Annotated in this window: 19 protein-coding genes, 1 tRNA gene and 1 pseudogene; 5 read left to right on the top strand and 16 right to left on the bottom strand. The window is 40.0% G+C overall.

Annotated features, from left to right (window positions below; all coding sequences use genetic code 11):
* The 16 genes from GMD6S_RS04495 to GMD6S_RS04570 all read right to left on the bottom strand — a co-directional run.
* Positions 1-4,113: S8 family serine peptidase (locus GMD6S_RS04495; RefSeq protein WP_000750021.1), on the bottom strand; the 4,113-nt coding region annotated here is incomplete at its 3' end.
* A gap of 432 nt (positions 4,114-4,545) precedes the next feature.
* The gene (locus GMD6S_RS04500) at positions 4,546-5,331 is read right to left on the bottom strand and encodes an ABC transporter permease (RefSeq protein WP_000760747.1); all 786 of its coding nucleotides are present in this window, start codon (positions 5,329-5,331) and stop codon (positions 4,546-4,548) included.
* A 1-nt stretch (position 5,332) separates the two neighbouring features.
* Complete coding sequence (locus GMD6S_RS04505; protein WP_000240154.1) at positions 5,333-6,151, bottom strand: ABC transporter permease; 819 nt, start codon at positions 6,149-6,151, stop codon at positions 5,333-5,335.
* Position 6,152: 1 nt separating this feature from the next.
* A complete protein-coding gene (locus tag GMD6S_RS04510) occupies positions 6,153-7,145 on the bottom strand; it encodes an ABC transporter ATP-binding protein (RefSeq protein ID WP_001240789.1) in 993 nt (330 codons plus the stop codon).
* A gap of 319 nt (positions 7,146-7,464) precedes the next feature.
* The gene (locus GMD6S_RS04515) at positions 7,465-8,010 is read right to left on the bottom strand and encodes a histidine phosphatase family protein (RefSeq protein ID WP_001066186.1); all 546 of its coding nucleotides are present in this window, start codon (positions 8,008-8,010) and stop codon (positions 7,465-7,467) included.
* Between the two features lie 51 nt (positions 8,011-8,061).
* Entirely contained in the window at positions 8,062-8,994 is a 933-nt protein-coding gene (locus tag GMD6S_RS04520) for an alpha/beta fold hydrolase (protein WP_000698054.1), read from the bottom strand.
* A gap of 131 nt (positions 8,995-9,125) precedes the next feature.
* Positions 9,126-10,007 carry a class II fructose-bisphosphate aldolase gene (locus GMD6S_RS04525; RefSeq protein ID WP_001018995.1) on the bottom strand — a complete coding sequence of 294 codons (882 nt, stop codon included), beginning with the start codon at positions 10,005-10,007 and terminating at the stop codon, positions 9,126-9,128.
* 139 nt (positions 10,008-10,146) lie between these two features.
* Complete coding sequence (gene vncS / locus GMD6S_RS04530; protein ID WP_000831381.1) at positions 10,147-11,475, bottom strand: sensor histidine kinase VncS; 1,329 nt, start codon at positions 11,473-11,475, stop codon at positions 10,147-10,149.
* Positions 11,472-12,128 carry a response regulator transcription factor VncR gene (vncR, locus tag GMD6S_RS04535; protein WP_000697938.1) on the bottom strand — a complete coding sequence of 219 codons (657 nt, stop codon included), beginning with the start codon at positions 12,126-12,128 and terminating at the stop codon, positions 11,472-11,474. The genes vncS and vncR overlap by 4 nt, the downstream gene beginning before the upstream one ends.
* Positions 12,129-12,269: 141 nt before the next feature.
* Entirely contained in the window at positions 12,270-13,649 is a 1,380-nt protein-coding gene (vex3, locus tag GMD6S_RS04540) for an ABC transporter permease subunit Vex3 (protein ID WP_000903003.1), read from the bottom strand.
* A 50-nt stretch (positions 13,650-13,699) separates the two neighbouring features.
* A complete protein-coding gene (gene vex2 / locus GMD6S_RS04545; RefSeq protein ID WP_000173742.1) occupies positions 13,700-14,347 on the bottom strand; it encodes an ABC transporter ATP-binding subunit Vex2 in 648 nt (215 codons plus the stop codon).
* Positions 14,348-14,359: 12 nt separating this feature from the next.
* Positions 14,360-15,637 carry an ABC transporter permease gene (locus GMD6S_RS04550; protein ID WP_001068260.1) on the bottom strand — a complete coding sequence of 426 codons (1,278 nt, stop codon included), beginning with the start codon at positions 15,635-15,637 and terminating at the stop codon, positions 14,360-14,362.
* A gap of 377 nt (positions 15,638-16,014) precedes the next feature.
* Positions 16,015-16,100: transfer RNA gene (locus tag GMD6S_RS04555), tRNA-Leu, on the bottom strand.
* Between the two features lie 80 nt (positions 16,101-16,180).
* A complete protein-coding gene (locus GMD6S_RS04560; RefSeq protein WP_001029643.1) occupies positions 16,181-16,756 on the bottom strand; it encodes a cysteine hydrolase family protein in 576 nt (191 codons plus the stop codon).
* Complete coding sequence (gene codY / locus GMD6S_RS04565; protein WP_000940724.1) at positions 16,756-17,544, bottom strand: GTP-sensing pleiotropic transcriptional regulator CodY; 789 nt, start codon at positions 17,542-17,544, stop codon at positions 16,756-16,758. Before codY ends, GMD6S_RS04560 begins: the two co-directional genes overlap by 1 nt.
* Before the next feature lie 282 nt (positions 17,545-17,826).
* Entirely contained in the window at positions 17,827-19,404 is a 1,578-nt protein-coding gene (locus GMD6S_RS04570) for a DEAD/DEAH box helicase (RefSeq protein ID WP_000671073.1), read from the bottom strand.
* Between the two features lie 314 nt (positions 19,405-19,718).
* Between GMD6S_RS04570 and GMD6S_RS04575 the strand changes: the two genes are divergently transcribed.
* From GMD6S_RS04575 to GMD6S_RS04595, 5 genes and pseudogenes are all read left to right on the top strand, one after another.
* On the top strand, positions 19,719-21,035 hold the full coding sequence (locus GMD6S_RS04575) for an FAD-containing oxidoreductase (RefSeq protein WP_000958959.1): 1,317 nt from the start codon (positions 19,719-19,721) through the stop codon (positions 21,033-21,035).
* Between the two features lie 99 nt (positions 21,036-21,134).
* Positions 21,135-22,478: a lipid II isoglutaminyl synthase subunit MurT gene (gene murT, locus GMD6S_RS04580; protein ID WP_000770014.1), complete on the top strand. Its 1,344-nt coding sequence runs from the start codon at positions 21,135-21,137 to the stop codon at positions 22,476-22,478.
* Positions 22,478-23,260: a lipid II isoglutaminyl synthase subunit GatD gene (gatD, locus tag GMD6S_RS04585; protein ID WP_000263177.1), complete on the top strand. Its 783-nt coding sequence runs from the start codon at positions 22,478-22,480 to the stop codon at positions 23,258-23,260. The genes murT and gatD overlap by 1 nt, the downstream gene beginning before the upstream one ends.
* A 127-nt stretch (positions 23,261-23,387) precedes the next feature.
* Positions 23,388-24,470: a M24 family metallopeptidase gene (locus tag GMD6S_RS04590; protein ID WP_000040917.1), complete on the top strand. Its 1,083-nt coding sequence runs from the start codon at positions 23,388-23,390 to the stop codon at positions 24,468-24,470.
* A 26-nt stretch (positions 24,471-24,496) separates the two neighbouring features.
* A pseudogene (locus GMD6S_RS04595) lies at positions 24,497-25,060 on the top strand (DpnII family type II restriction endonuclease); the annotation flags it as partial.
* Between the last annotated feature and the right edge of the window lie 20 nt (positions 25,061-25,080).

Below are 25,080 nucleotides of genomic sequence, written 5' to 3' on the forward strand. Positions count from 1 at the left end.
ATTTTCTTGATGATGTTCTACTTCAGTTGTATCTTTTTTAAGACTATCCTCTTTTCTATTTTCTAAATTTTTAAATTTAGATTCGGAAATCTCGCCAAGCTTTTGGTATTTAGATGAATCTTGATCAGGATCTACTAGATAATAGGAAATCATCCCATTTTTATCAGCATGATCAGCAAATTTAATTCTATGAATCTTTGTGAAATTGCTAGAACCGTCTAATGCAATCACTTCAATGATTTTTCCTCTTAAATCTCCTGCACCTTTAATTTCATAAATGGTATTTCCGTCTTTGTCAAGTTTTCTATTTCGTCCTTGACCCTCACCTGCATAAGTGACTTCAAGATTTTTCTCAACCTCTCCATCTTCATTAACAAGAGCGGCCCCAGCATACCAAACTTCGTTGGCAATCTCGTCAAATTTTTCAGGATGTTCTTTTTGATCTCTCGCAAATAGCGTTTCATTCTTATATTGCTCTTTGACCTTGTGATAAGTATCCTTTGTAATTAACTTAATTTTTCCAGGGTTTGAAAAATCAATTGAAACAATCTTTGGAGGGGTGTTATCAATTTTTACAGGAATATAGGAAACCTGCCATGGGTAATCCTTGGTTAATCTATATTTAAATTTATAGAAATATTGGCCTTCCGCAATCGGTTCAAATTGTCCTCGTATCTTAGTAGCAGGATCTTTTTTGTCATTACTTTCTGGGGCATTTTCTTCTCTACCTCTAGGGTTATAAATGAGTCCATCCCATTTCAAGTCACCCCAAACTTTTAGCTTAGAAGATTTAATGCCCTTTGCATCATTTCTTTTAGAGTTTAAAATTCCTTTAATAAAGTGTTCTCTCGAAATGACTTTTAAGTCTTTTTGATTTTCTCCTTCTTTATTTGTATTTACTATTGAAATCACCCCTTCTTCTGCACTTCTTAATACAAGTGGAGAAGGCGTTAATCCTCTCTCAAGTTGAGCATCTTGAGGATTTCCATTTGAATCTAAAGGATAGATTTTAGCAATATTAGAGCCACTTGATGAAGGTGCGTTGATTCCTTCGTTATTGAAAGCAAATAATTCTGGATTTTGATCTAGGGATGTTGTATTTTTATCTTTTCTATTTTGGATAACTCCTGCTGGATTAAATTTATCTATACCATGTTCTCCACCAATCCCCTTATTTAAGGTACCTGGAATTTTTGGTTTACCATCATCATCATAACCTTCCATTGCTTTTGATTTTGATCCTTCTTCCCAGGCCCATTTATCAAGGATTGGTTCGTGGTTCCAATTCCCAGCAAATCCCATTAGAGGCATCGACAAAGAAGGTTGGAAGTTTCTTTTCTTACCGTTGGAGTTTAGAGCTTCCATTTCTTCCACTGACTCAAAATGAATAAATGATTCTACAAATTTATTTTTGTTTTTAGCTTCTCCAACATTTATAACCGCATTTAAATCAAAGCTGGAATTTGGACCTATAGTGAAAGTATCATGCTCAAATGTGATATTTGCTCCTTTGACTTTTTCTGGGTGAATTTCTGGAACAATTTGCTTCCCGTCCGGAGATTTTTCATCTTTATATGTTTCATCGAGTTTTAGCCTATCAGTTAGAGCATCTGTAGTTACAGTTGATGCAGAAACTTTAAAGGTTAAAGGTCTGTTTGAGGTATTGTGAAGCTTAATTGTAAAGTATTTTTTATCACCTTTTATTTCTTTAAGAGAAATGGAACCATATGAATTTACCAAACCTTTAGAATCTGTATTTTTGAAAGTTGCTACAACTTCATTTCTCAAAGCGTTGGCAACATTAATTAGCCCCGCTCCCTGCTGTCTAGGTGATGCAAAGTATTGACTCTTTTCTTTCCAAGAGGTTGCATCCATCATAGGTCTTGCAGTATTTTGTAGAGCTATTTTTGTAAGACTTGTAAGGTCTATTTTGTCATCTCCCTTAAGATTTTTCAAGACAGGTCTTTCAAGCAATTCCTTTAATTTTGGTCGAATCAAAACAGTAGAAGCTGCTACGATTGGAGTTGCCATACTAGTTCCTGACATATAACCATAAGTGGATTTACCATTGATAACATTTAGAGTGGATTTAATATTTTTACCAGGTGCTGAAACATCCGGTTTTAAAAGCAAGTCTGTTCTTGGCCCCCAAGATGTAGACCCTGCTGGGACTATAATATCTTCTTTATAAAGTTCTTTGTCTGTGTCAGCTGCAAATTTAAAGTCAATTTCTTTTTCATCACCTACATTCGGTTTATTAGAATTATAGCTTTCCATATCAATTGGATAGTATTGTTCTAAGTTATCTTTAAAATCTTCCTTATTATTTCTTTTGACTTCAGTTTTTTTATCAGGGTTAATCATGTTCCATAATTTTACACCATCATCTCCTGAAATTGAAAATACTTGACTAGTAGTCCCTTCATCCGCTTCATATCCCATAGCTGGAAGGTCTGTCCAATTATCTCTATTGTAGTAATTTACAGTATTTACAACCATAATGGCACGTGCGCCTTTATCCGTTGCTCTTTTAAAAGCATCTTTTAAATCCTTGGTATAAATTCTATCCATTACTGCAATTTTGCCCTTAAGATCCAAGCCTATCAAATCTTTGTCTTGACCTTTGCCTATATATACAAATTTTAATTTATTTGGAGTTTTTGACCCATCCTCATTTGTTAGGATTTTATTTTTATCGAAAAAAGCTCCTATATTTCTGTATTTAAAACTTTGTCCTCCAATGTTAACCTTATCAAACTCAATGGTTTGATTTTTAGCAGAAGCGACCGCTATCGCATCTTCATGTGCGGCAGTTCGTGTTACATTTCCAGTATCTGTCATTTTCAGATTATTATTGGCTACTAAATCCCAAGAAGAACTTGAAGCAGAAGTCGCAAAATTACCTGTAGCAACAACCATTGGGATTCCAGCTTTTCTTAATGCTCTAATAGCCTCCCAATATTTCTCGCCTACAAGACCTGTTCCCGTAAAGCCAGATGATACCGAAACAACATCGACATTGTGTTTGATCGAATCTTCAATAGCATGAAACATTGTTTCATCACCCGCGAACCCAGATCCTGCGTCAGAGTACATTTTATAAGAGAAAATTTGTGCATTAGGCGCAATTCCATCTATGCCATTAAAGTTCTTGATATCTTTTTCAGTATCATTTCCAGCAAGAATCCCTGCAATATGCATCCCATGTGGATCAAAATAATCCCTACCATCATCATATTTTTCTACAGTGATTTTACCACCATTATAATAATTGAACGCATGAGGGATTTTATCACTCAACCAATAATTTTTATCAGTGCCTTTTAAGTCATCTTTTTTAAATTTCATCGAGTCTTTGGCATCATCATCGATCCTCATAGCCTTATGCCTATAATCTGTTCCAGTATCGATATTTGAAATGACCATACCTCTACCATCAAAATTTTTCCCAAATGGAGCATTGATAGACTTTAGGTAATCAATAGCTTCCTCAACTCCAATTTCCTTTCTGGCATGATTCATCATTGGTTGGAGTTTTTGTGACCTTTCAACCGATGAAACACCTTCTATTTGTTTAATTTTGTCCAAATTATCTGGAGTTGTTTCAATGGCAGCGCCATTAAAAATCGTATTATAGGTATATAAAACTTTTGTATCCTTCAGATTTGATAGTTCCTTAATTACTTTTTCTCCAGATTCTTTATCTTTAAATTCAGCAATATAGACAACTTTATCTTCTTTTTTCGGATTTTCTGTATCTTTATTTACAGATGAGTTCGCATCATCTCCTTTGGATTCATTGGAGTCTTCTTTGATACTTGCTCCTTCGTTACTAGTTTTTTTGTCTATCTCAGACTTTCTACTAACAACTTCTTTTTCCTCAATAACTGTTGTCTTCTTCTCCTCAGTATCCTTTGAAGTTTCTATAACATTATGAATATCTTCAGATTGTTCATTGTTTTTTGTTTCTTTATCTGCTACTACTTTTTCTTTATCAGAAATTCTTAAAGCATCTTCAGAACTAGGTGCATCTGCTAAAATCACCTCATTGGGGGCATATGCTGCTAAAATAACTGCAGCAGTAGTTAATGACAATACCGTACTTTTTTTCATTTTAATTCCTTAATTTTTTATTTTAAACCCAATAGATAGAAAACTTTAACCTTGCTAGCCTTTGTTATAAAAAGTTTTATGACGTATTATCTAGTGGGATAGAGTAGTACATTTATATATAATTGTTAGCTCTCTGAAAAATAGTATATCAATTAAAAAAATTTAAGTCAAGAAAAATTAACCCGGGTTAATTTTTTTTTTAATCCATGTTAACAAATAGTCTGGTCAATAAATATTATAGTTAACTGGCTACAATATAAACTCATTCCTACCATCAAAAATATTATCAATTAACCGGAATAACTACCAAAATTGCAAAAAGGGGGGGATGGATACAATTTATATCTCAATAAATATGCAAAAACAACCGCTATAATTTTCAACGGTTGTTTGTAACATATTTAATTTTTAACTCTCATCCTATCTTATCTCTTAAGAACCCGCACTTTCGTAAGCATCTAATCCCCTATCCCAGAGTTTTAAAGAAATAACAAAGAAAACAAGGGAAATCAAAATCAACCCACCAATGTTAAAGAGCCCGTCTTTGTCCTGCAAGAAATAGCTGGCAGGATAGTAGGCCGTAAAGGCGAAAGGCACGATAAAGCTAATCAACCAACGAAGGAGCGAATTGTAAATGGAAATCGGGTACTTGGCAAAGTCATTAAACATATAGAAAATGTAAATCATGGCTCCTGACTGCTTGGTCCAAAAAGCGATACTGGCAGTCGCGATTTTCAAGGAAGTATAGATCAAGGTCGCAAAAGGAATGCAGACTAGAAAAATCAGGAATTTTGGAAGAGTCCAAGCGATGCTTGATACTGTTGTCGCTAATAAAATTCCACCGACCAATAGTTCGCCCAAGGCATCAATCTGAAAGGTCTCAACGAGGATATGAAAGAGCGGATTGATGGGACGCGTTAGATACTTGTCAAACTCCCCTTTTCGGACTAGTCGTTGACCTAGTGCCCAGAGATTGTCAAAAAAGAGATGGTCCAAACCCTTGGGAATCAAGGAGAAACCATAAATAAATGCAATTTCTTGAAAGGTCCAACCTTCTAGGGATGGAATATGTTGAAAGAGTACATTGAGAAACAAGAGGTTCAGGCCTTGAGTTAGAAAAACTCCTAACACGCCCACCACAAAATCAACCTTGTATTCCATGATTTGCTTGATGTATTGTCTGATAAAAATCAAATGCATGCGTTGATATTTTTTCATACTAACCTCCTTGAATAGTGATAAAGGACTGGACTCGTTTCCATATCAACTGAGACAAGCCCACCATCACTATGAGCCAGAAGAACTGTAGCAAGAGTGCTTGAAGAATCTGACTGGCATCGTATTTCCCAACAATGATCATAACTGGAGTATAAATCAAAGATGAAAAAGGCAAGAAGGACAAAATATCAGAAACAATCTTTGGAAAGAAAGCCAAGGGAATCAGACTTCCAGACATAAAGGCCACTATAGAAGTCTTGAGTAGATTGGAACCCCATAGATTTTTAAAGACAAAGGCTGAAAATCCAAAGCAGATATTAAAGAAAAAGTTGATTAGGTAGGCTAGAGTTAAGCTAAAAAGATAAAGGATGGTTAAGCCCAGCAATTCTACAATTCCTTGTCCTGATAAGATTTTCATCAAGACAATGACACTTAAAAATGGCAGTCCAACAGAGATAAAAATCAACCACTTGGAACCAAGCTCCGTAAAGAGATAAGAGGCCGCAAAATGCACTGGTCGCAACAAGCGCATGATAATGGAACCATCCTTGACCTCCTCCCCGATCATAAAGGAGCTGTCCGACCTAGTCAAAAGATTAGTCACAAAGCTCATGATGATGTATAGGGTGATGTCTGCCATACTAAAGCCCTGAATCAAAGATTCTTGCGAGGAATCAAAGACAGCCTTCCAGAGATAGAAAGCAACAAAAGCTCCCATAACATCCCCAATCCGATAAAGTAGAAAGTTGACTCGATAGGTAATCAACTCCTGAATCCCTGCATTGATAAAGGGTTTATAACGTCTCCACAATTTGACCATCTTAGAGCTCCTTTCGGTAGAAGCGACGGATAATATCCTCAATATCCGTATCCAACATCTTCAAATCGCGAATTTCAAAATCAGACAGGGTTTGCTTGATAATATCAGCCGACTGGTAGCGGGAACTATCAAATTCAATATTGAGGCTATTTCCTTGTCTATCAATGGTCATATCAGGCAGGCCTTCATAGTGAGAAAGGAGATGACTTTGACCTGGTAGCAGTTCAAAGGAAAGAGTCTTCATCTTGCCAAAGGTCTCCTTGAGCTGGCTAACCGTTCCATCAAAAATCTCTTGCCCCTTATCAATCATAAAAATTCGATCACAGAGTTGCTCAATGTCGCTCAGGTCGTGAGTGGTCAAGAGGATAGTTGTTTCTTCCTCCTGATTGATCTGGGTAATAGCCCGACGAATGTTGTCCTTGACCGAAACGTCCAAACCAATGGTCGGCTCATCTAAAAAGAGAACTTTAGGATTGTGGAGCAAGGAAGCCGCAATATCCGCCCGCATCCGTTGCCCCAGTGAAAGAGTCCGCACGGGGTCTTTGATAAAGTCCTTCAAATCCAAGACTTCATTCAAAAAGTCCATGCGTTTATGAAAGAGCGAGTCCGGCACATCGTAAATCTCTTTTAAGACCGTATAGGTCTCTTGCAGAGCCAAATCCCACCATAGCTGGGTACGTTGTCCAAAGACCACACCAATATCTTTAACATAATCCTGACGATTGTCCTGCGGAATCTTGCCGTTAATCCGACAAAAACCAGATGTCGGTTTTAAAATCCCTGTCAGCATTTTGATGGTTGTTGACTTCCCAGCACCATTTGCGCCGATAAAACCTAGAATTTGGCCCTTGGGTACCTCAAAAGTCAAATCCTTGACCGCTTCAAAGGTCTGCTTTTCAGGATGAATAAAGGAGCGCAAAGCCCCTTTCAAGCCTGGTTCCTTAACAGTCTTCACAAAATTTTTCTGAAGATGTTCCACTTCTATCATTGCCATATCTATCTCCCTATCGCAAGGAATAGCAACATTGTATTTTTGACTACAAATATTCTAAGTCCTTACTTTCTAAACTTTCTAATTGTTATTCTTACAGAAGGCTTTATACCAACCTATTATAGTCCAATAAAAAACGGAATGCAAGCGTTTGCCTACAGATTATGAAATTAGAGATTTCACTCTTAAAATGCTATTTTAAATCCAAAATTCTGGTTTAATAGTTTCCTTAAAACACCAAAAAGACCTGCCCGATGGGCAGGTTACGAGTTGTAAAAAGCAAACTATTTTGATCAATATGATTCACTATTTAATCAACGAACTAATCTTTCAAAATTCTTTTCACAATCCCATCTCTATCAATTAGAAAACAATCTGGAAAGGTCATATGCTCCCATTTTTCATAATCAAAACTGGAATCAAAGTGATGTAGTAGTATTCCTATCAAATTCCCGTGTGAACTAAGTAAAATCATTTTTTCTGAGTATCTCTCTTCCAATTCCATTAAAAAATTTAGTACTCTAGCTAGTGCGTCTTGATTTGATTCCCCTTCTAAAAGAGATTCACTAGGATTTTGCCATAAATATTTAATACTGTCTTCAAACTCAGAATCTTTTATAAAGGTTGAAGATAATTTTCGCTCTCGTAACCGATTATCAAGAACTATTTTATCAAATTGAATTGGCGAGCTATTAATCGTTTCAAATGCTCGTTTATAAGGACTAGAAAAATAATAATCAATATTAAAAGAATTCAAAAAATCTAACTGGTCAAGAGATGAGAATCCTTTTTCTGATAAAGTTCTATTGAAATCATCACTTGAAAATCTTGAATGAGCATGTCTAAGTAAAATATAAGAATTATTCATAAGTCATTACCTTTCAATTATTATCATCAGTCTCAATGGATTTTTAAGCCCTCAATTATTCTCTAAAAATTCTTTAATGCGAGAAACAATAGCATCGCTTTGATAATGATAGAGGTCGTGAGGCGCATCCATATAGACGACTTGAACATTAGACTGTTCACTTGCAAATCTCTCTGCATAACGTTGCCACTCAGATTGGCTAAAACTAGTGCCTTGACCGTTAGACACCAATAGTAAGGTGGGAATTTTCGGATTGATGCTAGAGGGAACTTTCTTGGCATTTTCCTTTACCGTTTGAGATTCATGAAGCATGGCTTGTGACATCAACTGCTTATAAGCTAGAAGTTTATATTGTTTTCGTTCATTTTCGGTCAGAGTTTGATTTTTTATATAAAAAGACTCAGGGAAATAACGTAATAACCCAATCTTACTGCTCCAATATGCCACAGTGAGCAAGGCCTGATTATCCTTTAAATTCTCATAACTTGACGGCAGTGCCCAATCCAGACCAATCAAGGCTTTCACTTCATCAGGATACTTCTCCTGCCAAGCCAAACTCTCTAGACTAGCCATGGAATGAGACAGAATGACAAACGGCCCTGTGATATTTGCTTGCGAAAGAGCTTGGTGAGTCTCAGACAAAACCTCCATCACATCTCTTGAATGATTGCTATCATCACTATAACCATATCCCGCCCGCTCCACGATGACTACCTTATATCGTTTCGATAAGGATTCCGATACATTTTTAAAGTCCAATATGGGAGAAGCAATACCAGCACCTGAGAGAACTACTATAGTCTCAGGTCCATCCCCTTCAACGTAAATATTTATTTGATGTCCATTGACGAGAACTTGTTGTCCCATAGGTGTTAGTGAGGCTTGTTCCTTATCTAAACTAATACGATGAAAGATAAATGTAGCGAGTAAAAATAAAAGAATGAAACTAAGAAAGCCAAGAAACCATTTTTTCAGTATTTTCATAGCATTATTGTACAAAAAATAGGTCCTTTTAGCAACTTAAGATTGGTTCTTCTACAGTATATTGGCTATATAGTCAGACACAAAAAAACCCACCCAATGGGCAGGTTTCTGTATTGTATTGTTCAGCTAGATTATGCTTTACCTTCTGAACCGAATACGTCGATACGTTCTTCAACTGATGCTTGGATAGCTTTTACACCGTCAGCCAAGAATTTACGTGGGTCGAAGAGTTTTTTCTTGTCGTATTCTGCTTCGTTTGCTTCGTAGTCACGAGCAAATTTACGAGTTGCGTTAGCGAATGCGATTTGACATTCAGTGTTAACGTTAACTTTCGCAACACCAAGTTTGATAGCTGCTTGGATTTGGTCATCAGGGATACCTGAACCACCGTGCAATACGATTGGGAAGCCTGGAAGAGCTTCTGTCAATTTCTTCAAGTGGTCAAGGTCAAGACCTTCCCAGTTTGCTGGGTAAGGACCGTGGATGTTACCGATACCAGCTGCCAAGAAGTCAATACCAGTTGCAACCATTGCTTTAGCGTCTTCGATTGGAGCCAATTCACCTTTACCGATGATACCGTCTTCTTCACCACCGATAGTACCAACTTCAGCTTCTACTGAGATACCTTTAGCGTGTGCTTTTTCAACAACGTCTTTAGCCAATTTAAGGTTTTCTTCAACTGGAAGGTGTGAACCGTCAAACATGATTGAAGTGTAACCAACTTCGATACACTCAAGTGCATCTTCGTAGTGACCGTGGTCAAGGTGGATAGCTACTGGTACAGTGATACCCATTGACTCAACAAGGTTAGCGATCAAGTTGCGAGCAACTTTGTAACCACCCATGTATTTAGCAGCACCCATTGAAGTTTGGATCAAAACTGGAGCTTTTTTAGCTTCTGCTGCACGCAAGATAGCTTGAGTCCACTCAAGGTTGTTTGTGTTAAATCCACCAACTGCATAACCGTTGTCACGAGCTGCTTGGACAAATTTTTCTGCTGAAACGATTGCCATTTGTCAGGCCTCCTATATATTTTTTGGGACATCCCATTTACATTGTTCATTTTATCACTTTTTGATAAAAAAAGCTAGTTTTTCCCATACTTTAGATTGAATTTCTTCCAACTCAATCAATGTAACCCCTTTCTTCTCCTTAGTCTTGAGTGACTTTGGGATAACGTATGAAGAAGGTCAATCGATCACCCTGCATCTCAAAATGATAAGGTAATTTCTCGTGTTCTAATAAACTTTTGACCACAAAGATCCCCATCCCCGAACCCTTGGCCTTGCGACTAGCATTGTCAGAAAAAGACTGGGCCAATTGTTCCTGTTCTTCAGGACTACAGCTATTCTCGATAAAGAGTTCTCCTTCTCTTTCTCCAATGCGGACCAAGCCACCTGGAGTGGAGTGCTTGATAGCATTACTGATGAGATTCGATAGGATTAGTTTCATGACAGATGGGTTTATGTATGCCTGCTGATGGGTCAAGCTATTATCTATCTGAAGTTCTCTTTCCTTGGCGAGCAAAGCATAATCCTTGACCAGACTTTGCGTCATCTGAAGGAGGTCAACCTCTTCTTTCTCGTCTCGCAATTCCTGAACAGAAGAAAGAGACAATATCTGGAGAACGTGATGACTGAGGTCGTCCACGATCCCCAAGGCAACTCCCAGATAGTGGTCTCTATCTCTATAGCGACCGATATTTTCTTTCATATTCTCAATCAGGATTTTCAAACTGGCCAGAGGTGTTTTCAGTTCATGAGAAGCCCCTCGTAGGAACTCAACCTTCATCTTCTCCAGCTGGAGAATAGCTTCATTCTTCTCATGCAAGTCCGCAATAACAGTCAAAAGATGCTGGTAAAGGCTATTGATTTGTTCCTTGAGATCACCAATCTCATCCTTAGAATCCACACGCAACCGTACTTCAGCATCCAGGTCCATCATCCGACGGGTCACCCACTTGATTTCCAAGATCGGAGCAACAATAGTCCGAGCATAGATATAAGCTACCAAAAGGGAAATTAAAAAAGATGCCAACAAGGTATAGGGGAGAAATTGGAGACTGATCTGCTCTGCTTCCTTTTGCAAATCCATGGAAGCTAGAAACTGAAGAGTCATAGTGCTACCGTCTTGCGTTTTCACCTCACGCTCCTCAATAAAGAGGGAGGTTGTCTGGCGAGCTGTATCTAGTGGAAAATTATCCTTAACCTCTAACTTGTCCTCAGTCATCTCACCCTTAACGGACCCTTTGATATCACTGGTCTGGGAATACAAGTCTAACACTTGTTCGATACTTTGCCTGTCTTTTCCGTCAAGGGACCGAGCAATGGCTGTCGCTTTCTGACCAATGGTTTCCTGACGATGACTTAGATAAGTCGATGGAAAGAGAAAATAAATGGCTAAATGAAGACAAATAACCAGAACACTAAAAATCGAGAAGGTATAGATAAAAATCTTTGTAAATAAACCTGTTCGTTTCATTTTCGCTCCAATTTATAACCAACATTGCGCACAGTGAGGATACAATCCAAGTCTAGCTTTTTCCGTAATTCCTTGATATAGACATCAATGACACGGTCAAAGGGAACCTCATCTGTCACCTTCCAGACCGCATCAATTATCTGAGAACGAGTCAAGGCCCGGCCTTCATTTTTCACCAGATAGTCCAGAATTTCCAACTCTTTGGCATTGATAGCCACTTCTTCTCCCGCGAGGCTTGCACTGTAACTCTCAAAGTCCACCTTGGTATCCTTATAAGAGAAGATTCGTCCTGTATCGTAGTAGCGCTTGAAAATCGCGTCCACCCTTACTTTTAAAAGGGAGAGAGAAAAGGGCTTTTCCAGATAACCGTCTGCCAGAGAAGCAAAAGCACTCATCTTGTATTCTTCATCCTGAAAAGCGGTCAGCATCAAGACAGGAACCTGACTGGTCTTACGAATCTCAGCTAGAACTTCGAGGCCATTGAGCTTGGGCATCTGGATATCCAGCAGTACTAGAGCAACTTCATAGCTGGAAAATTTTTCCAGAGCTTCTTGTCCATCTGCTGCTTCAATGGTTTCATAACCACAATCGGTCAAATAGTCACTGATCCCCTCACGGATCATCTCTTCATCTTCTACAATTAAAATTTTCATAGAAAAACGTTTCACATTCCTTTAAATTTCTTGTAAATCTTCTCGGTTTCATCCTGATAGGAAGAGTCCTTATCAAAATGAAATAGATAAAAATGCTACCTATATTATACCCCATTTAGAGGAGAATAGGTAGCAAGTTTTTTATTCGCTATCGAGCAAGAGCTCTTTTGGTTGTTTTCTGAGGAGATTGCTTGAGGCAAGAGCCATAACGAGAACCACTAGAACCAAGGCTAGGACAAAGACGATGATAAAGTCTGATGTCTGAATGGAAATGTCTAGGCTCGACAGGGTCTTGCTAAAGCCGTCTACTTCTGCACCACCACCAAGATTAGAGGCTTGAGCAGCCTTGCTGGCTTGCTTGGCAACACCTGAAGTGACATTGGCAAGAACAGTATTTCCGATGGCACGGGCTGTGTAGTTGGCTAGGAAGTAAGCAGAAATAAGAGCAGGAATGGCAATCAGGATAGATTCGGTAATGAATTGCCCCAAGATACTTGCCTGCTTGAGACCGATAGAGAGGAGGATTCCCACTTCCTTGCGACGGGCGTTGATCCAAAGACTGAGCAAGAGTGCAAGGAGAAGAACTGAGAAGCTCAAGCTACCCCAGAAGAGGAGGTTGGCCATCTTGTACATACCAGAGATGGATTGCTCTAGAGCTGGGTAGTTAGAGGAGCTCTTCACAAGTGTGTAGCTCTTCCAGTTGATACCATTGATACCCTTCAACTCTTTCATGACATCATCCAAGTTCTTGTCTGCTGTTACAAAGAAGGTTGCGTCCCCATAAATAGCTGTGTCTTCTGTGTATCCATAAAGTTTTGCAGCAGTGTGAATGTCTGTGATAGCTGTGTTTTCATAGAGTTCTTGTGAGTAGGTTACTGCTGACTTATTATGACCATCAAAGAGTCCCTTGATTGTCACTTCGACTGTTTCCTTGGCTCCTTTTTCATTGTCTGCATCATAGACATTGGAGTCTAGTTTGACCTTATCTCCAACTTTCCAGCCGTGTTTAGCTGCCAAGTCCTTGTGCATGAGGATCTTGTCCTTGTCGTCGTTGGTTAGGTGCTCACCTTCGACCAGCTTATATGAACCAGAGACAAACTTATCTTCTTTAGAGGAATCATTGACACCTGTAATCATCAAACTACTTCCAAACCGTTTTGCTCGGTCAGCAGTGAGATTTTTCTTGGTTTCTGGAGTTTCAATCAGGTCGTATCCAGTCAAATCTCCGATAGCGTTGATGCGTTTAACATAAGACTCGATGGCCTTGTTTTCGGTGATTTTTTTGATATCCTCACCCTTGATATTCCCTGAACCACGTGGCGTTCCTTGGTTGACGCGACGATTGATTTGCATGGAGAAGCTATTGGTGATATTTTTAAATGTCTCCTGAGAAGCCTTGGCAGTAGCTCCCTTGATCGACAAGCCGACCAAACTCAAGCTCGCCATGAGGAGAATAATCAGGAAGATAACAATCGATTTGAAAAACTTCCTTGTAACATAGGCAAATGCGTTGTGTAACATAGGTTCCCTTTCTAGATTTGATTTTATAATTCTATCAAAACAAGCTCATCTTATTTTGTAGTGTTGCGAGTTTCGGTCAGTTTCTTATCCTTCAATTCAAGTGTAATATCTGACGCTTGTGCCACTTCTTTACTGTGGGTGACGACGATCACACATTTACCTGTTTTCTCAGCAAGTGATTTGAGCAGTTCGATAATATCTCCGGCAGTTTTAGGGTCCAGATTTCCTGTTGGCTCATCAGCTAGAATAACCGGAGCTTCTGATACCAAACTGCGAGCGATAGCCACACGTTGTTGTTGACCACCTGATAACTGGAGAACATTCCGCTTGATCTGACTTTCATCCAAACCAAGCTCAAGAAGCGTATCCTTGCTTGCTTTTTTGTTGACCAAGCGGATATTTTCCAGCGGAGAAAGATAATCTATCAAGTTATAATTTTGAAAGACCAGGGAAATATGGTGCATGCGATGGTATGAATACCCCTTGTTCCGAATGTCCTCTCCTTGGAAAAGGATAGAACCTTCAACAGGACTATCTAGACCAGCCAGTAGGGACAAGAGAGTGGATTTTCCTGCTCCTGACTCACCAATGATACTATAAAATTTTCCGGGTTTAAAATTATACTTGATCTGATATAAAACTGCCTCAGCAGTGTTCTTATAACGGTAGGTAACATCTTGCAATTGTAATAAAGTCATGATTTCTCCTTCTTAACTAATAGATGATAAAATTTCTTTCAGCGATTTTCTAAATAGAAATACGAAACAAAGGGCTACTGATAAACAACCAATCAGGAGCAGAAAGACATAGGATTCTGCAAAGGATAGGAGACTGGTTGATAGACCACTTGCTTTGGCCAGCGTGTCTTGTAAGCTTGCCTGATCTCCACTGGCTAGTACAGTTTGAAGCAGATAGGATGTGATGGCGTTTCCTGCAACAAATGCTGGAAGCAAAGCTCCGATTGATACCAAAACTACCTCTAAACAGAATTGTAGGAAGATTGATCTCTTGCTTTTTCCAAGTGCGAGTAGAATCCCCACTTCGTAGACCCTTTCTCTCAACCAGAGAGACAAGACCAAAATTAAGGCTCCAGCTCCAGCTATCAACATCCCATAAAGGAAGATGGTGAGGAAGGTTTGGAAGGTTGCCACTGAGTCTTTGATTTGTTCAAAGGCCTTGTTCTCCTTCTCAACTTGGTAGCCTTGACTTTCTAAAGCCAAGTTTTCTACCTGCTTCATGAGTCCGTCCATTTCCTTAGGATTTTCTACATAGAAGCGAGCTGCACTGACTTGCGGTTCACTATTTCCCAGAAGCGTTTGGCTGCTTTCATAGTCTGTAAAGACCTGGTTTTCACTGAAGTCGGAAGACAAGCCTGTGAATTTTTCTTGTTTCTTACCAGAAAAGATGCCGACAATCTCAAACTCTACTGTTTGCCCTTTTCCAGCTTCGGACTGACCAGCATCCAAGCGAATCTTGTCATGAAGCGAAAGATCGTTCTTCTTAGCCAACTCTTCGTGGATAAGAATTTTCTTGGAATCTCCTTTTTGAAGGTGTCGCCCTTCTTTTAGATTGAAAGCCGAACTGGTAAAGGTGGCATCCTTGGAAGAATCCTCAAGAGCCGTTAAGCTAACCAAGTTCTTGTCCGCCGCTGACAAATCATCACGTTCTACGCTCTGCTCGCCACTCACCGCTTCCTTGTCTTTCAGTTTTGCGACCGTCTCGAGTTCAGGCGAGACATTTTCCAGTCCCTTAATCTTGCTCACGGATGCTAGGTCTGACAACTTAAAGGTCTGTCCATTTTCTATCTTTTTCATAGAAAAAGAAGTATTGAGTGATTTGTAAAGATTGCTTTCTACTGTTTTGTTGGACTTCATCAGAGTCAAACAGGCTGAAATTCCTGCCAAAAGGACAAATAAAATCAGAAATAAAATAAAACTTCTCAGTCGTTTTCTGCTGACATAAGCCCAAGCTCTTTGGATTGGATTCATTTGTCACCTCCATATTTGTAAGACTATTATAAAATCCAAATATGAAATGTTTATGAAATCGAAAAATTTTTTTGAAAAAAACAAAAAAGCTAGCGAACGCTAACTTTTCTCATATAGAATGCGTTTTACCAATCAAAAATATACTCCATTTTATAAATGCTGGAACCGTCTTTCAGCTTAGCATTTTCCATTTCCTAAGTTCTTCATTTTCTGACTTGTATCTGAGAAAATTCTTGATAGAATGAAATGGAAAACTCAGTTTAAATGTTCTGATACAATGACTGTTCTTGATGCCAATATTTTTCGAGATACGAAACGTAGCCTCTAGTCTTCTTTGTAAAAACAAAAAGAGCTAGCCAAAGCTAACTCTTATCCTATGCGGAGAGAGGGACTTGAACCCTCACGACCTAAAGCGGTCACAGGATCCTTAGTCCTGCGCGTCTGCCAATTCCGCCATCCCCGCGTTGATTACTTTACTAGTATATCAACTTTCAAAATCTTTGTCAACACTTTTTTCAGATTTTTTTCATTTTTCCAAGGGAATTATTCTTGGATTTCAGCCAGATTTTCATCCAGCAACTTGGCTCCCAGAGTGTTCTTAAAATGACCAAGAGCAAACTGATGATTTTCTGGCCAAATAGAGGCAACTGCAGGCCTGACAATCTCGATTTGATAACCTAAATTATAGGCATCAATAGCCGTATGAAGAACACAAATATCAGTCAGGACTCCAGTTAGGATGACCGTATCAACCCGACGTTCCCGCAAACGGATATCTAGGTCCGTTCCTGAAAATGCTGAATAGTGACGTTTGTCCATCCAAAAGACACAACTATCCGCCTCATGCTCAGCATAAAAATCAGCTAGGGGGCCATAAAGGTTACGACCACTAGTTCCGATGATGTTGTGTGGTGGAAAGAGCTTGCTTTCTGGGTGGAATGTATCCTTCTCTTCATGAGCATCAATTGTGAAAAAGACATAGTCTCCACGATCAAAAGCCAATCTGGTTACTCGATTAATTGCCTCTGATATTGCTTGAGCAGGTGCCCCTGCAGTCAGCTTTCCATGGTCTGCTACGAAATCCTCTGTATAGTCAATTGAGATTAAAGCCTTTGCCATTAGTAGTCCCTCTTTTTCACTTCCTCAAAAATATCACCAATTAGAACTTTGAGATAAGTCCCCTTCATTCCGAGTGAACGGCTCTCAATAATTCCTGCTGACTCCAGTTTACGAAGCGCATTGACAATCACCGAGCGTGTAATTCCAATACGGTCTGCAATAACAGATGCAGTCAACTGCCCTTCATTTCCATCCAACTCAGCTAAAATAGCTGATACGGCACGAAGTTCTGAATAGGAAAGCGTATTGACCGCCATGGTAACAGCAGTACGACGACGAATATTTTTCTCATCCTCTTCACGTTGGAAGTTCAAGAGTTGAATCCCTACCACCGTGCTCGCAATCTCAACAAGAATCAAATCTTCATCTTCAAATTTCTTATCATTGCGCCAAATGATCAACGAACCTAGGCGAATCCCTGACACATGAATCGGAGCAATGGTCGTCAAACCATCTGGAAAATCCGCACGGCTCTCTACAGGGAAAATGGTCAAATCATGTTCAACAGGAAGGTTGGCTTCCGTATCATAGATCATGTTTGCCCCTTGTACATAGACGTCAGGGAAGGTTTTGGTTTGGAAGAATTGTTCTACACGATCATTATTGGTCTTATAACGCATAAAGTAACCCAAGAGACGTCCCTTGTTATTTACAATACAAGCGTTACAGTCAATAATATCAGCTAACTGGCGTGTGATCGCATTGTAAGGAAGTTCATCTTGGAGTTGCTCCTCAGAGCGCTTTAGAATAGACGTGATTTTTCTTGTTTTTTCTAATAAATGTGCCATTTTTTACCTCGCATATAATCGCTTCCATTATAACATAGAAAAGTCTTTATTTCAATAATTATCTGAAAATTGCTTATTTAATTGCAATTTTGAACAGCAAAAATATTTTAGAAAAAAAGCGATTTTTTTATTGACATCCTATTTTATTTTTGATATTATAACATTATAAGAAGATGACATGATAAATCCCTTTCCGTTTCACCTATCCTTTACTATCACCATCTTCTTTTACTATCGGTCTCCTTATATATAAAAGCGATTCACACTGTGAATCGCTTTTTTCTATTTGTCTCCTTTGTTACGAATAACAAAGCCGGTCTTCTTTTCGCTTGAAGTGTTGCGAGGTTTTTTATTGTCTTTGTTACGATAACGTCTGTCTTTATCAAAACGATCGTTCCCACGACTGCCTTTCTTGAAGTCATCACGGCGACCATTGCCGCGGCGATCACGACCTCGACGGTCGTCTCCACGACGGCCTCCTCGATCTCCCTTGCCTTTACCACCAAAGCCATTACCTGATGGTTTAAATGGCAGTGGTTTTTCACGCGCAATCTCCACTTCAGGAAGGCTGTCTGGATCTTGGACTGTCAGACTCAAGATATACATAGCCAATTCTTCTGGACTAAATTCTGCAGCTAACTTACGAGCATCTTTAGCAAATTTCTCAAAGTTCCCACGAATAGCTTCGTCTGCGAAGTCTCGTTCGATTTTCTTGAGCGCTACTTGTTTCTTAGCTTGGAAGGCTTCTTCTGCTGTCGCTGGTTTCAAGCCTTTCATGCGTTTCTTAGTCAAGTTTTCAATAATTTGAAGGTAGCCCATTTCATTTGGAGAAACAAAGGTAATAGATTGACCTGACTTACCAGCACGCCCTGTACGACCGATACGGTGAACATAACTTTCAGGATCTTGTGGAATATCGTAGTTGTAGACGTGGGTCACACCTGAGATATCCAAACCACGTGCTGCCACGTCTGTCGCAACTAGAACATCAAGATTTCCATTTTTAAAATCACGAAGGACACGAAGACGTTTGTTTTGGTCTAAGTCACCATGAATCCCTTCTGTACGGAAGCCACGGATTTTAAGACCACGAGTCAATTCATCTACACGGCGTTTGGTACGACCAAATACGATAGCAAGTTCTGGTTGTTCCACATCCATGAGACGTGTCATGGTATCAAATTTCTCTTGTTCCTTGACACGGATATAGTACTGATCCACTAGCTCTGTTGTCAATTCCTTGGCAGCAATCTTCACATGCTCAGGATCTTTCATAAACTGAACACCAATACGTTTGATTGCATCTGGCATGGTTGCTGAAAAGAGCAAGGTTTGACGACTTTCAGGGACACGCGAGATAATAGCTTCGATGTCTTCAAGGAAGCCCATATTGAGCATTTCATCCGCTTCATCAAGGATGAGGGTTTCAATGTCTTTTAATTTCAAGGCCTTGCGTTTGATCAAGTCCAAAAGACGGCCCGGTGTTCCTACTACGATATGGGCACCAGATTTAAGGGCCTTGATTTGTTTCTCGATGCTTGAACCACCGTAAACTGAGCGAACTTTCACTCCCTTGCTACGGCCAAAGCGGAAAAGTTCTTCTTGACTTTGAACAGCGAGTTCACGAGTTGGAGCGATGACCAAGGCTTGGATGGTCGCTTCTTCTGTACGGATTTTTTCAAGAGTTGGCAAGCCAAAGGCTGCAGTTTTTCCTGTACCAGTCTGAGCTTGACCGATAACGTCTTTTCCTTCGAGAGCCAAGGGAATGGTCTGTTCTTGGATGGGACTGGCTTCTACAAATCCAGCTTTTTCAATCTCTGCTAGCAATTCAGCAGACAAGTTAAATTCATTAAATTTCACGTTTTTCTTCTTTCTAAAGATGGTGCGAAGCCATCCTATAGCGCTTAGTATATACTTTTCTTTTCATGACGTATCTTCAACAAAAATGAGATACCGTGTTGCTTCTTTTCCACGAAAGAAAAGTACTAGTTTCTTTGCAACCTATCTAGTATAACACAAGAGCGGGGCAAAAGATAGTAGAATCCTTAAGGAAAATCATGTAAACGATTTTCCACAAATATAAATACAGCCTTATATGATTCGTTTCTCCGTAGCGGAATTGTGCAAAAGTTTTTTTCTTGTGCTAGAATGAAATCAAACAGGAGGATTAAAAAATGTTAACATACGATTTAATTGTTATTGGATTTGGTAAGGCTGGTAAAACACTAGCTGGTAAATTGGCTTCAGCTGGCAAAAAAGTTGCCCTCGTTGAACGTAGTAAAGCTATGTATGGCGGAACTTGTATCAATATCGGATGTATCCCAACTAAAACCTTGTTAGTTGCTGCTGAGAAAGATTTGTCTTTTGAAAAAGTCATTGCTACCAAAAATACTATCACTGGTCGCCTCAATGGTAAAAACTATGCAACTGTTGCTGGTACAGGCGTAGATATCTTTGATGCGGAAGCACACTTCCTTTCAAATAAAGTCATCGAAATCCAAGCAGGTGATGAAAAACAAGAACTGACTGCTGAAACAATTGTCATCAACACTGGCGCTGTTTCAAACGTCTTACCTATTCCTGGACTTGCTACAAGTAAGAATGTCTTTGACTCAACAGGTATCCAAAACTTGGACAAATTGCCTGAAAAACTTGGAGTACTTGGAGGTGGAAACATCGGTCTTGAATTTGCAGGACTCTACAACAAACTTGGTAGCAAGGTCACAGTTCTAGATGCCTTGGACACATTCCTTCCTCGTGCAGAACCTTCCATCGCAGCACTTGCTAAACAATACATGGAAGAAGACGGCATTGAATTGCTTCAAAACATCCGTACTACTGAAATCAAAAACGACGGTGATCAAGTGCTCGTCGTAACTGAAAACGAAACCTACCGTTTCGATGCCCTTCTCTACGCAACTGGACGCAAACCAAATGTAGAACCACTTCAACTTGAAAATACAGATATTGAACTAACGGAGCGTGGTGCTATCAAGGTCGACAAACACTGCCAAACAAACGTTCCTGGTGTCTTTGCAGTTGGAGACGTCAACGGTGGACCTCAATTCACCTACATTTCACTTGATGACTTCCGTGTTGTTTACAGCTACCTTGCTGGAGATGGCAGCTACACACTCGAAGACCGGCTCAATGTACCAAACACCATGTTCATCACACCAGCTCTTTCTCAAGTTGGCTTGACGGAAAGCCAAGCAGCTAATTTGAAACTTCCATACGCCGTTAAGGAAATCCCTGTTGCTGCCATGCCTCGTGGTCACGTAAATGGAGACCTTCGCGGAGCCTTCAAAGCTGTTGTCAATACTGAAACAAAAGAAATTCTTGGAGCAAGCATCTTCTCAGAAGGTTCTCAAGAAATCATCAACATCATCACTGTTGCTATGGACAACAAGATTCCTTACACTTACTTCACAAAACAAATCTTCACTCACCCAACCTTGGCTGAGAACTTGAATGACTTGTTTGCGATTTAAGTTGAGACTGATTTGTTAACCAACAGCCCTCATCGGGCTGTTTTTGCTTCTGCGAAATCTCAAACCTGTCTTTTCCCTCTTTTATGATATAATAGAAACATGAAATTAAAAACTACTTTGGGTCTCCTAGCTGGGCGTTCTTCTCACTTCATCTTGAGCCGTCTTGGCCGCGGAAGTACGCTCCCAGGAAAACTTGCCCTCCAATTTGATAAAGATATTTTACAAAATCTAGCTAAGAACTACGAGATTGTCGTGGTCACTGGAACCAATGGGAAAACCCTGACAACCGCCCTCACTGTCGGCATTTTAAAAGAAGTTTATGGTCAGGTTCTGACCAATCCAAGCGGTGCCAATATGATTACAGGGATTACGACAACTTTCTTGACTGCCAAATCCTCTAAAACTGGAAAAAACATTGCCATTCTAGAAATTGACGAGGCCAGCCTATCTCGTATCTGTGACTACATCCATCCTAGCCTTTTTGTCATCACTAACATTTTCCGTGACCAGATGGACCGCTACGGTGAGATTTACACAACTTATAAGATGATTTTGGATGCTATCCGTAAGGTGCCTACGGCTACTGTTCTCCTCAATGGTGATAGTCCACTTTTCTACAAGCCAGCTATTCCAAATCCTGTTCAGTATTTTGGTTTTGACTTGGAAAAAGGACCAGCCAAACTAGCTCACTACAATACCGAAGGAATCCTCTGTCCTAACTGTCAAGGCATCCTCAAATATGAGCACAATACCTATGCCAACTTGGGGTCCTATATCTGTGAAAATTGTGGTTGCAAACGTCCTAATCTCGACTATCGCTTAACAGAACTGGTTGAATTGACCAACAATCGTTCTCGCTTTGTCATTGACGGCCAAGAATACGGCATCCAAATCGGTGGGCTCTACAATATCTACAATGCCCTTGCTGCGGTCGCTATTGCCCGTTTCCTCGATGCAGATTCACAACTCATCAAGCAAGGATTTGACAAGAGCCGTGCTGTCTTTGGACGTCAGGAGACCTTCCATATCGGTGATAAAGAATGTACTCTTGTCTTGATTAAAAATCCAGTCGGTGCGACCCAAGCTATCGAGATGATCAAACTAGCGCCTTATCCATTTAGCCTATCTGTCCTTCTCAACGCCAACTATGCTGATGGGATTGATACTAGCTGGATCTGGGATGCAGACTTTGAACAAATCACTGACATGGACATTCCTGAAATCAACGCTGGCGGTGTTCGTCATTCTGAAATCGCTCGTCGTCTACGAGTGACGGGTTATCCAGCTGAGAAAATCACTGAGACAAGCAATCTGGAACAAGTTCTCAAAACCATTGAGAACCAAGATTGTAAACATGCCTATATCCTGGCTACCTATACTGCTATGCTGGAATTCCGTGAACTGCTGGCTAGTCGTCAGATTGTTAGAAAGGAGATGAACTGATGGTTTATACTTCACTTTCCTCAAAAGCTGGCAACTACCCTTATCAGCTCAACATTGCCCACCTCTATGGAAACCTCATGAATACCTACGGGGACAATGGAAACATCCTTATGCTCAAGTATGTGGCTGAAAAACTGGGGGCACATGTGACGGTTGACATCGTTTCTCTTCATGATAAATTTGATGAAAATCACTATGATATTGCCTTTTTCGGTGGCGGTCAAGACTTTGAACAAAGCATCATCGCAGGCGATCTACCTGCTAAGAAAGAGAGCATTGACAACTACATCCAAAATGACGGTGTAGTTCTCGCTATCTGCGGTGGTTTCCAACTATTGGGGCAGTATTATGTTGAAGCTTCAGGCAAACGCATCGAAGGGCTAGGGGTCATGGGCCACTATACCCTCAACCAGACCAATAACCGCTTTATCGGTGATATCAAGATTCACAATGAAGATTTTGATGAAACCTACTATGGCTTTGAAAATCATCAGGGACGTACCTTCCTCTCAGATGACCAAAAACCGCTGGGACAGGTGGTCTATGGAAATGGAAACAACGAGGAAAAGGTCGGCGAAGGGGTTCATTATAAGAATGTCTTTGGTTCCTACTTCCACGGACCTATCCTCTCTCGCAATGCCAATCTAGCTTATCGCCTTGTTACTACTGCCCTCAAGAAGAAATACGGTCAGGATATCCAACTCCCTGCCTATGAGGATATTCTCAGTCAAGAAATCGCTGAAGAATACAGCGACGTCAAAAGCAAGGCTGACTTTTCTTAAACCAAGAAAAACTATATCAAAGAACTCCCCTATCTTGTCGGAGTTCTTTTTGCCTGTTCTTTTACCCTTCTCCCTTGCATTTTCTCTCATTTTTTGCCAAAATAGAGGGGTAGAAAGAAGGTAGCATATGTCTAAATTACAACAAATCCTAACATATCTTGAATCAGAAAAACTAGACGTCGCTGTCGTATCTGACCCCGTCACTATCAATTACCTCACTGGCTTTTACAGTGATCCCCATGAACGCCAAATGTTCCTCTTTGTCCTAGCGGACCGGGAACCTCTCCTCTTTGTCCCAGCCCTTGAAGTGGAGCGTGCAAGCAGCACTGTTTCCTTCCCAGTAGTGGGCTATGTGGATTCTGAAAATCCATGGCAAAAAATCAAAAACGCTTTGCCTCAACTTGACTTCAAACGTGTCGCTGTTGAGTTTGACAATCTCATCTTAACCAAATACCATGGTTTGAAAACGGTCTTTGAAACTGCTGAATTTGAAAATCTCACTCCTCGCATCCAACGCATGCGCCTCATCAAGTCAGCTGATGAAGTTCAAAAAATGATGGTTGCTGGTCTCTATGCTGATAAGGCTGTAAAAGTTGGTTTTGACAACATTTCTCTTGATAAGACTGAGACAGATATCATTGCGCAAATCGACTTTGCCATGAAACGTGAAGGCTATGAAATGAGCTTTGATACCATGGTCTTGACTGGCGATAACGCTGCAAATCCACACGGAATTCCTGGTGCAAACAAAGTTGAAAAGGACGCCCTTCTCCTCTTTGACCTCGGTGTCATGGTTAATGGCTACGCCTCAGATATGACTCGTACGGTCGCTGTCGGTAAGCCTGACCAATTCAAGAAAGACATTTACAACTTGACCCTTGAAGCCCAACAAGCTGCCCTTGACTTTATCAAGCCAGGTGTGACTGCACATGAAGTTGACCGCGCTGCCCGTGAAGTCATTGAAAAAGCTGGTTATGGTGAGTACTTCAACCACCGTCTCGGTCACGGTATCGGTATGGATGTCCACGAATTCCCTTCTATCATGGAAGGAAACGACATGGTCATCGAAGAAGGCATGTGCTTCTCTGTTGAACCAGGTATCTATATCCCTGGTAAAGTCGGTGTTCGTATCGAAGATTGCGGTGTTGTTACCAAGGATGGCTTTGACCTCTTTACAAGCACCAGCAAAGATTTGCTTTATTTTGATTAAACTTAGAGACAAGCAAAAAGTCAGCTCAAATTGTGGATTATGTTGTTTTTGCGGAACAATCTGGTTTATTAGATTTTCTCCAAATTAAAGTAAACCGTTCTTTAGTTGATTATGTTTATGGTGTAGAGGCTGGTTTGGATAGTAACGCTCGTAAAAATCGTAGTAGCACAATAATGGAAGGTATCTTAGAACGACACGTTGCAAAAATAGCTCAAAAACAAGGACTTGAATGGAAAGCTCAAGCAACTGCCTCATTTATTAAATCAAATTGGGGTATTGAGGTGCTAGTAGATAAATCAGAACGGCACTTTGATGTAGCTGTTTATTCTAGGGAACGTCATAAAGTTTGGCTCATTGAAACGAACTACTATGGTGACAGTGGAAGTAAACTTAAAGCGGTTGCTGGTGAATTTACTAAACTTAATCAGTTTAGTAAAGAATCAAAAGATGACATTGAGTTTATCTGGGTGACAGATGGACAAGGTTGGAAAACTGCTCACTTACCACTCTCCGAAGCATTTGAACACATTCAAAATGTTTTTAATTTGAATATGCTTAAAAATAACTTTTTGCGTGAGCTTTTAAAATAAATCGCGATAGTTCAAACTAA

It is taken from the genome of Streptococcus sp. GMD6S, from assembly GCF_000297015.1.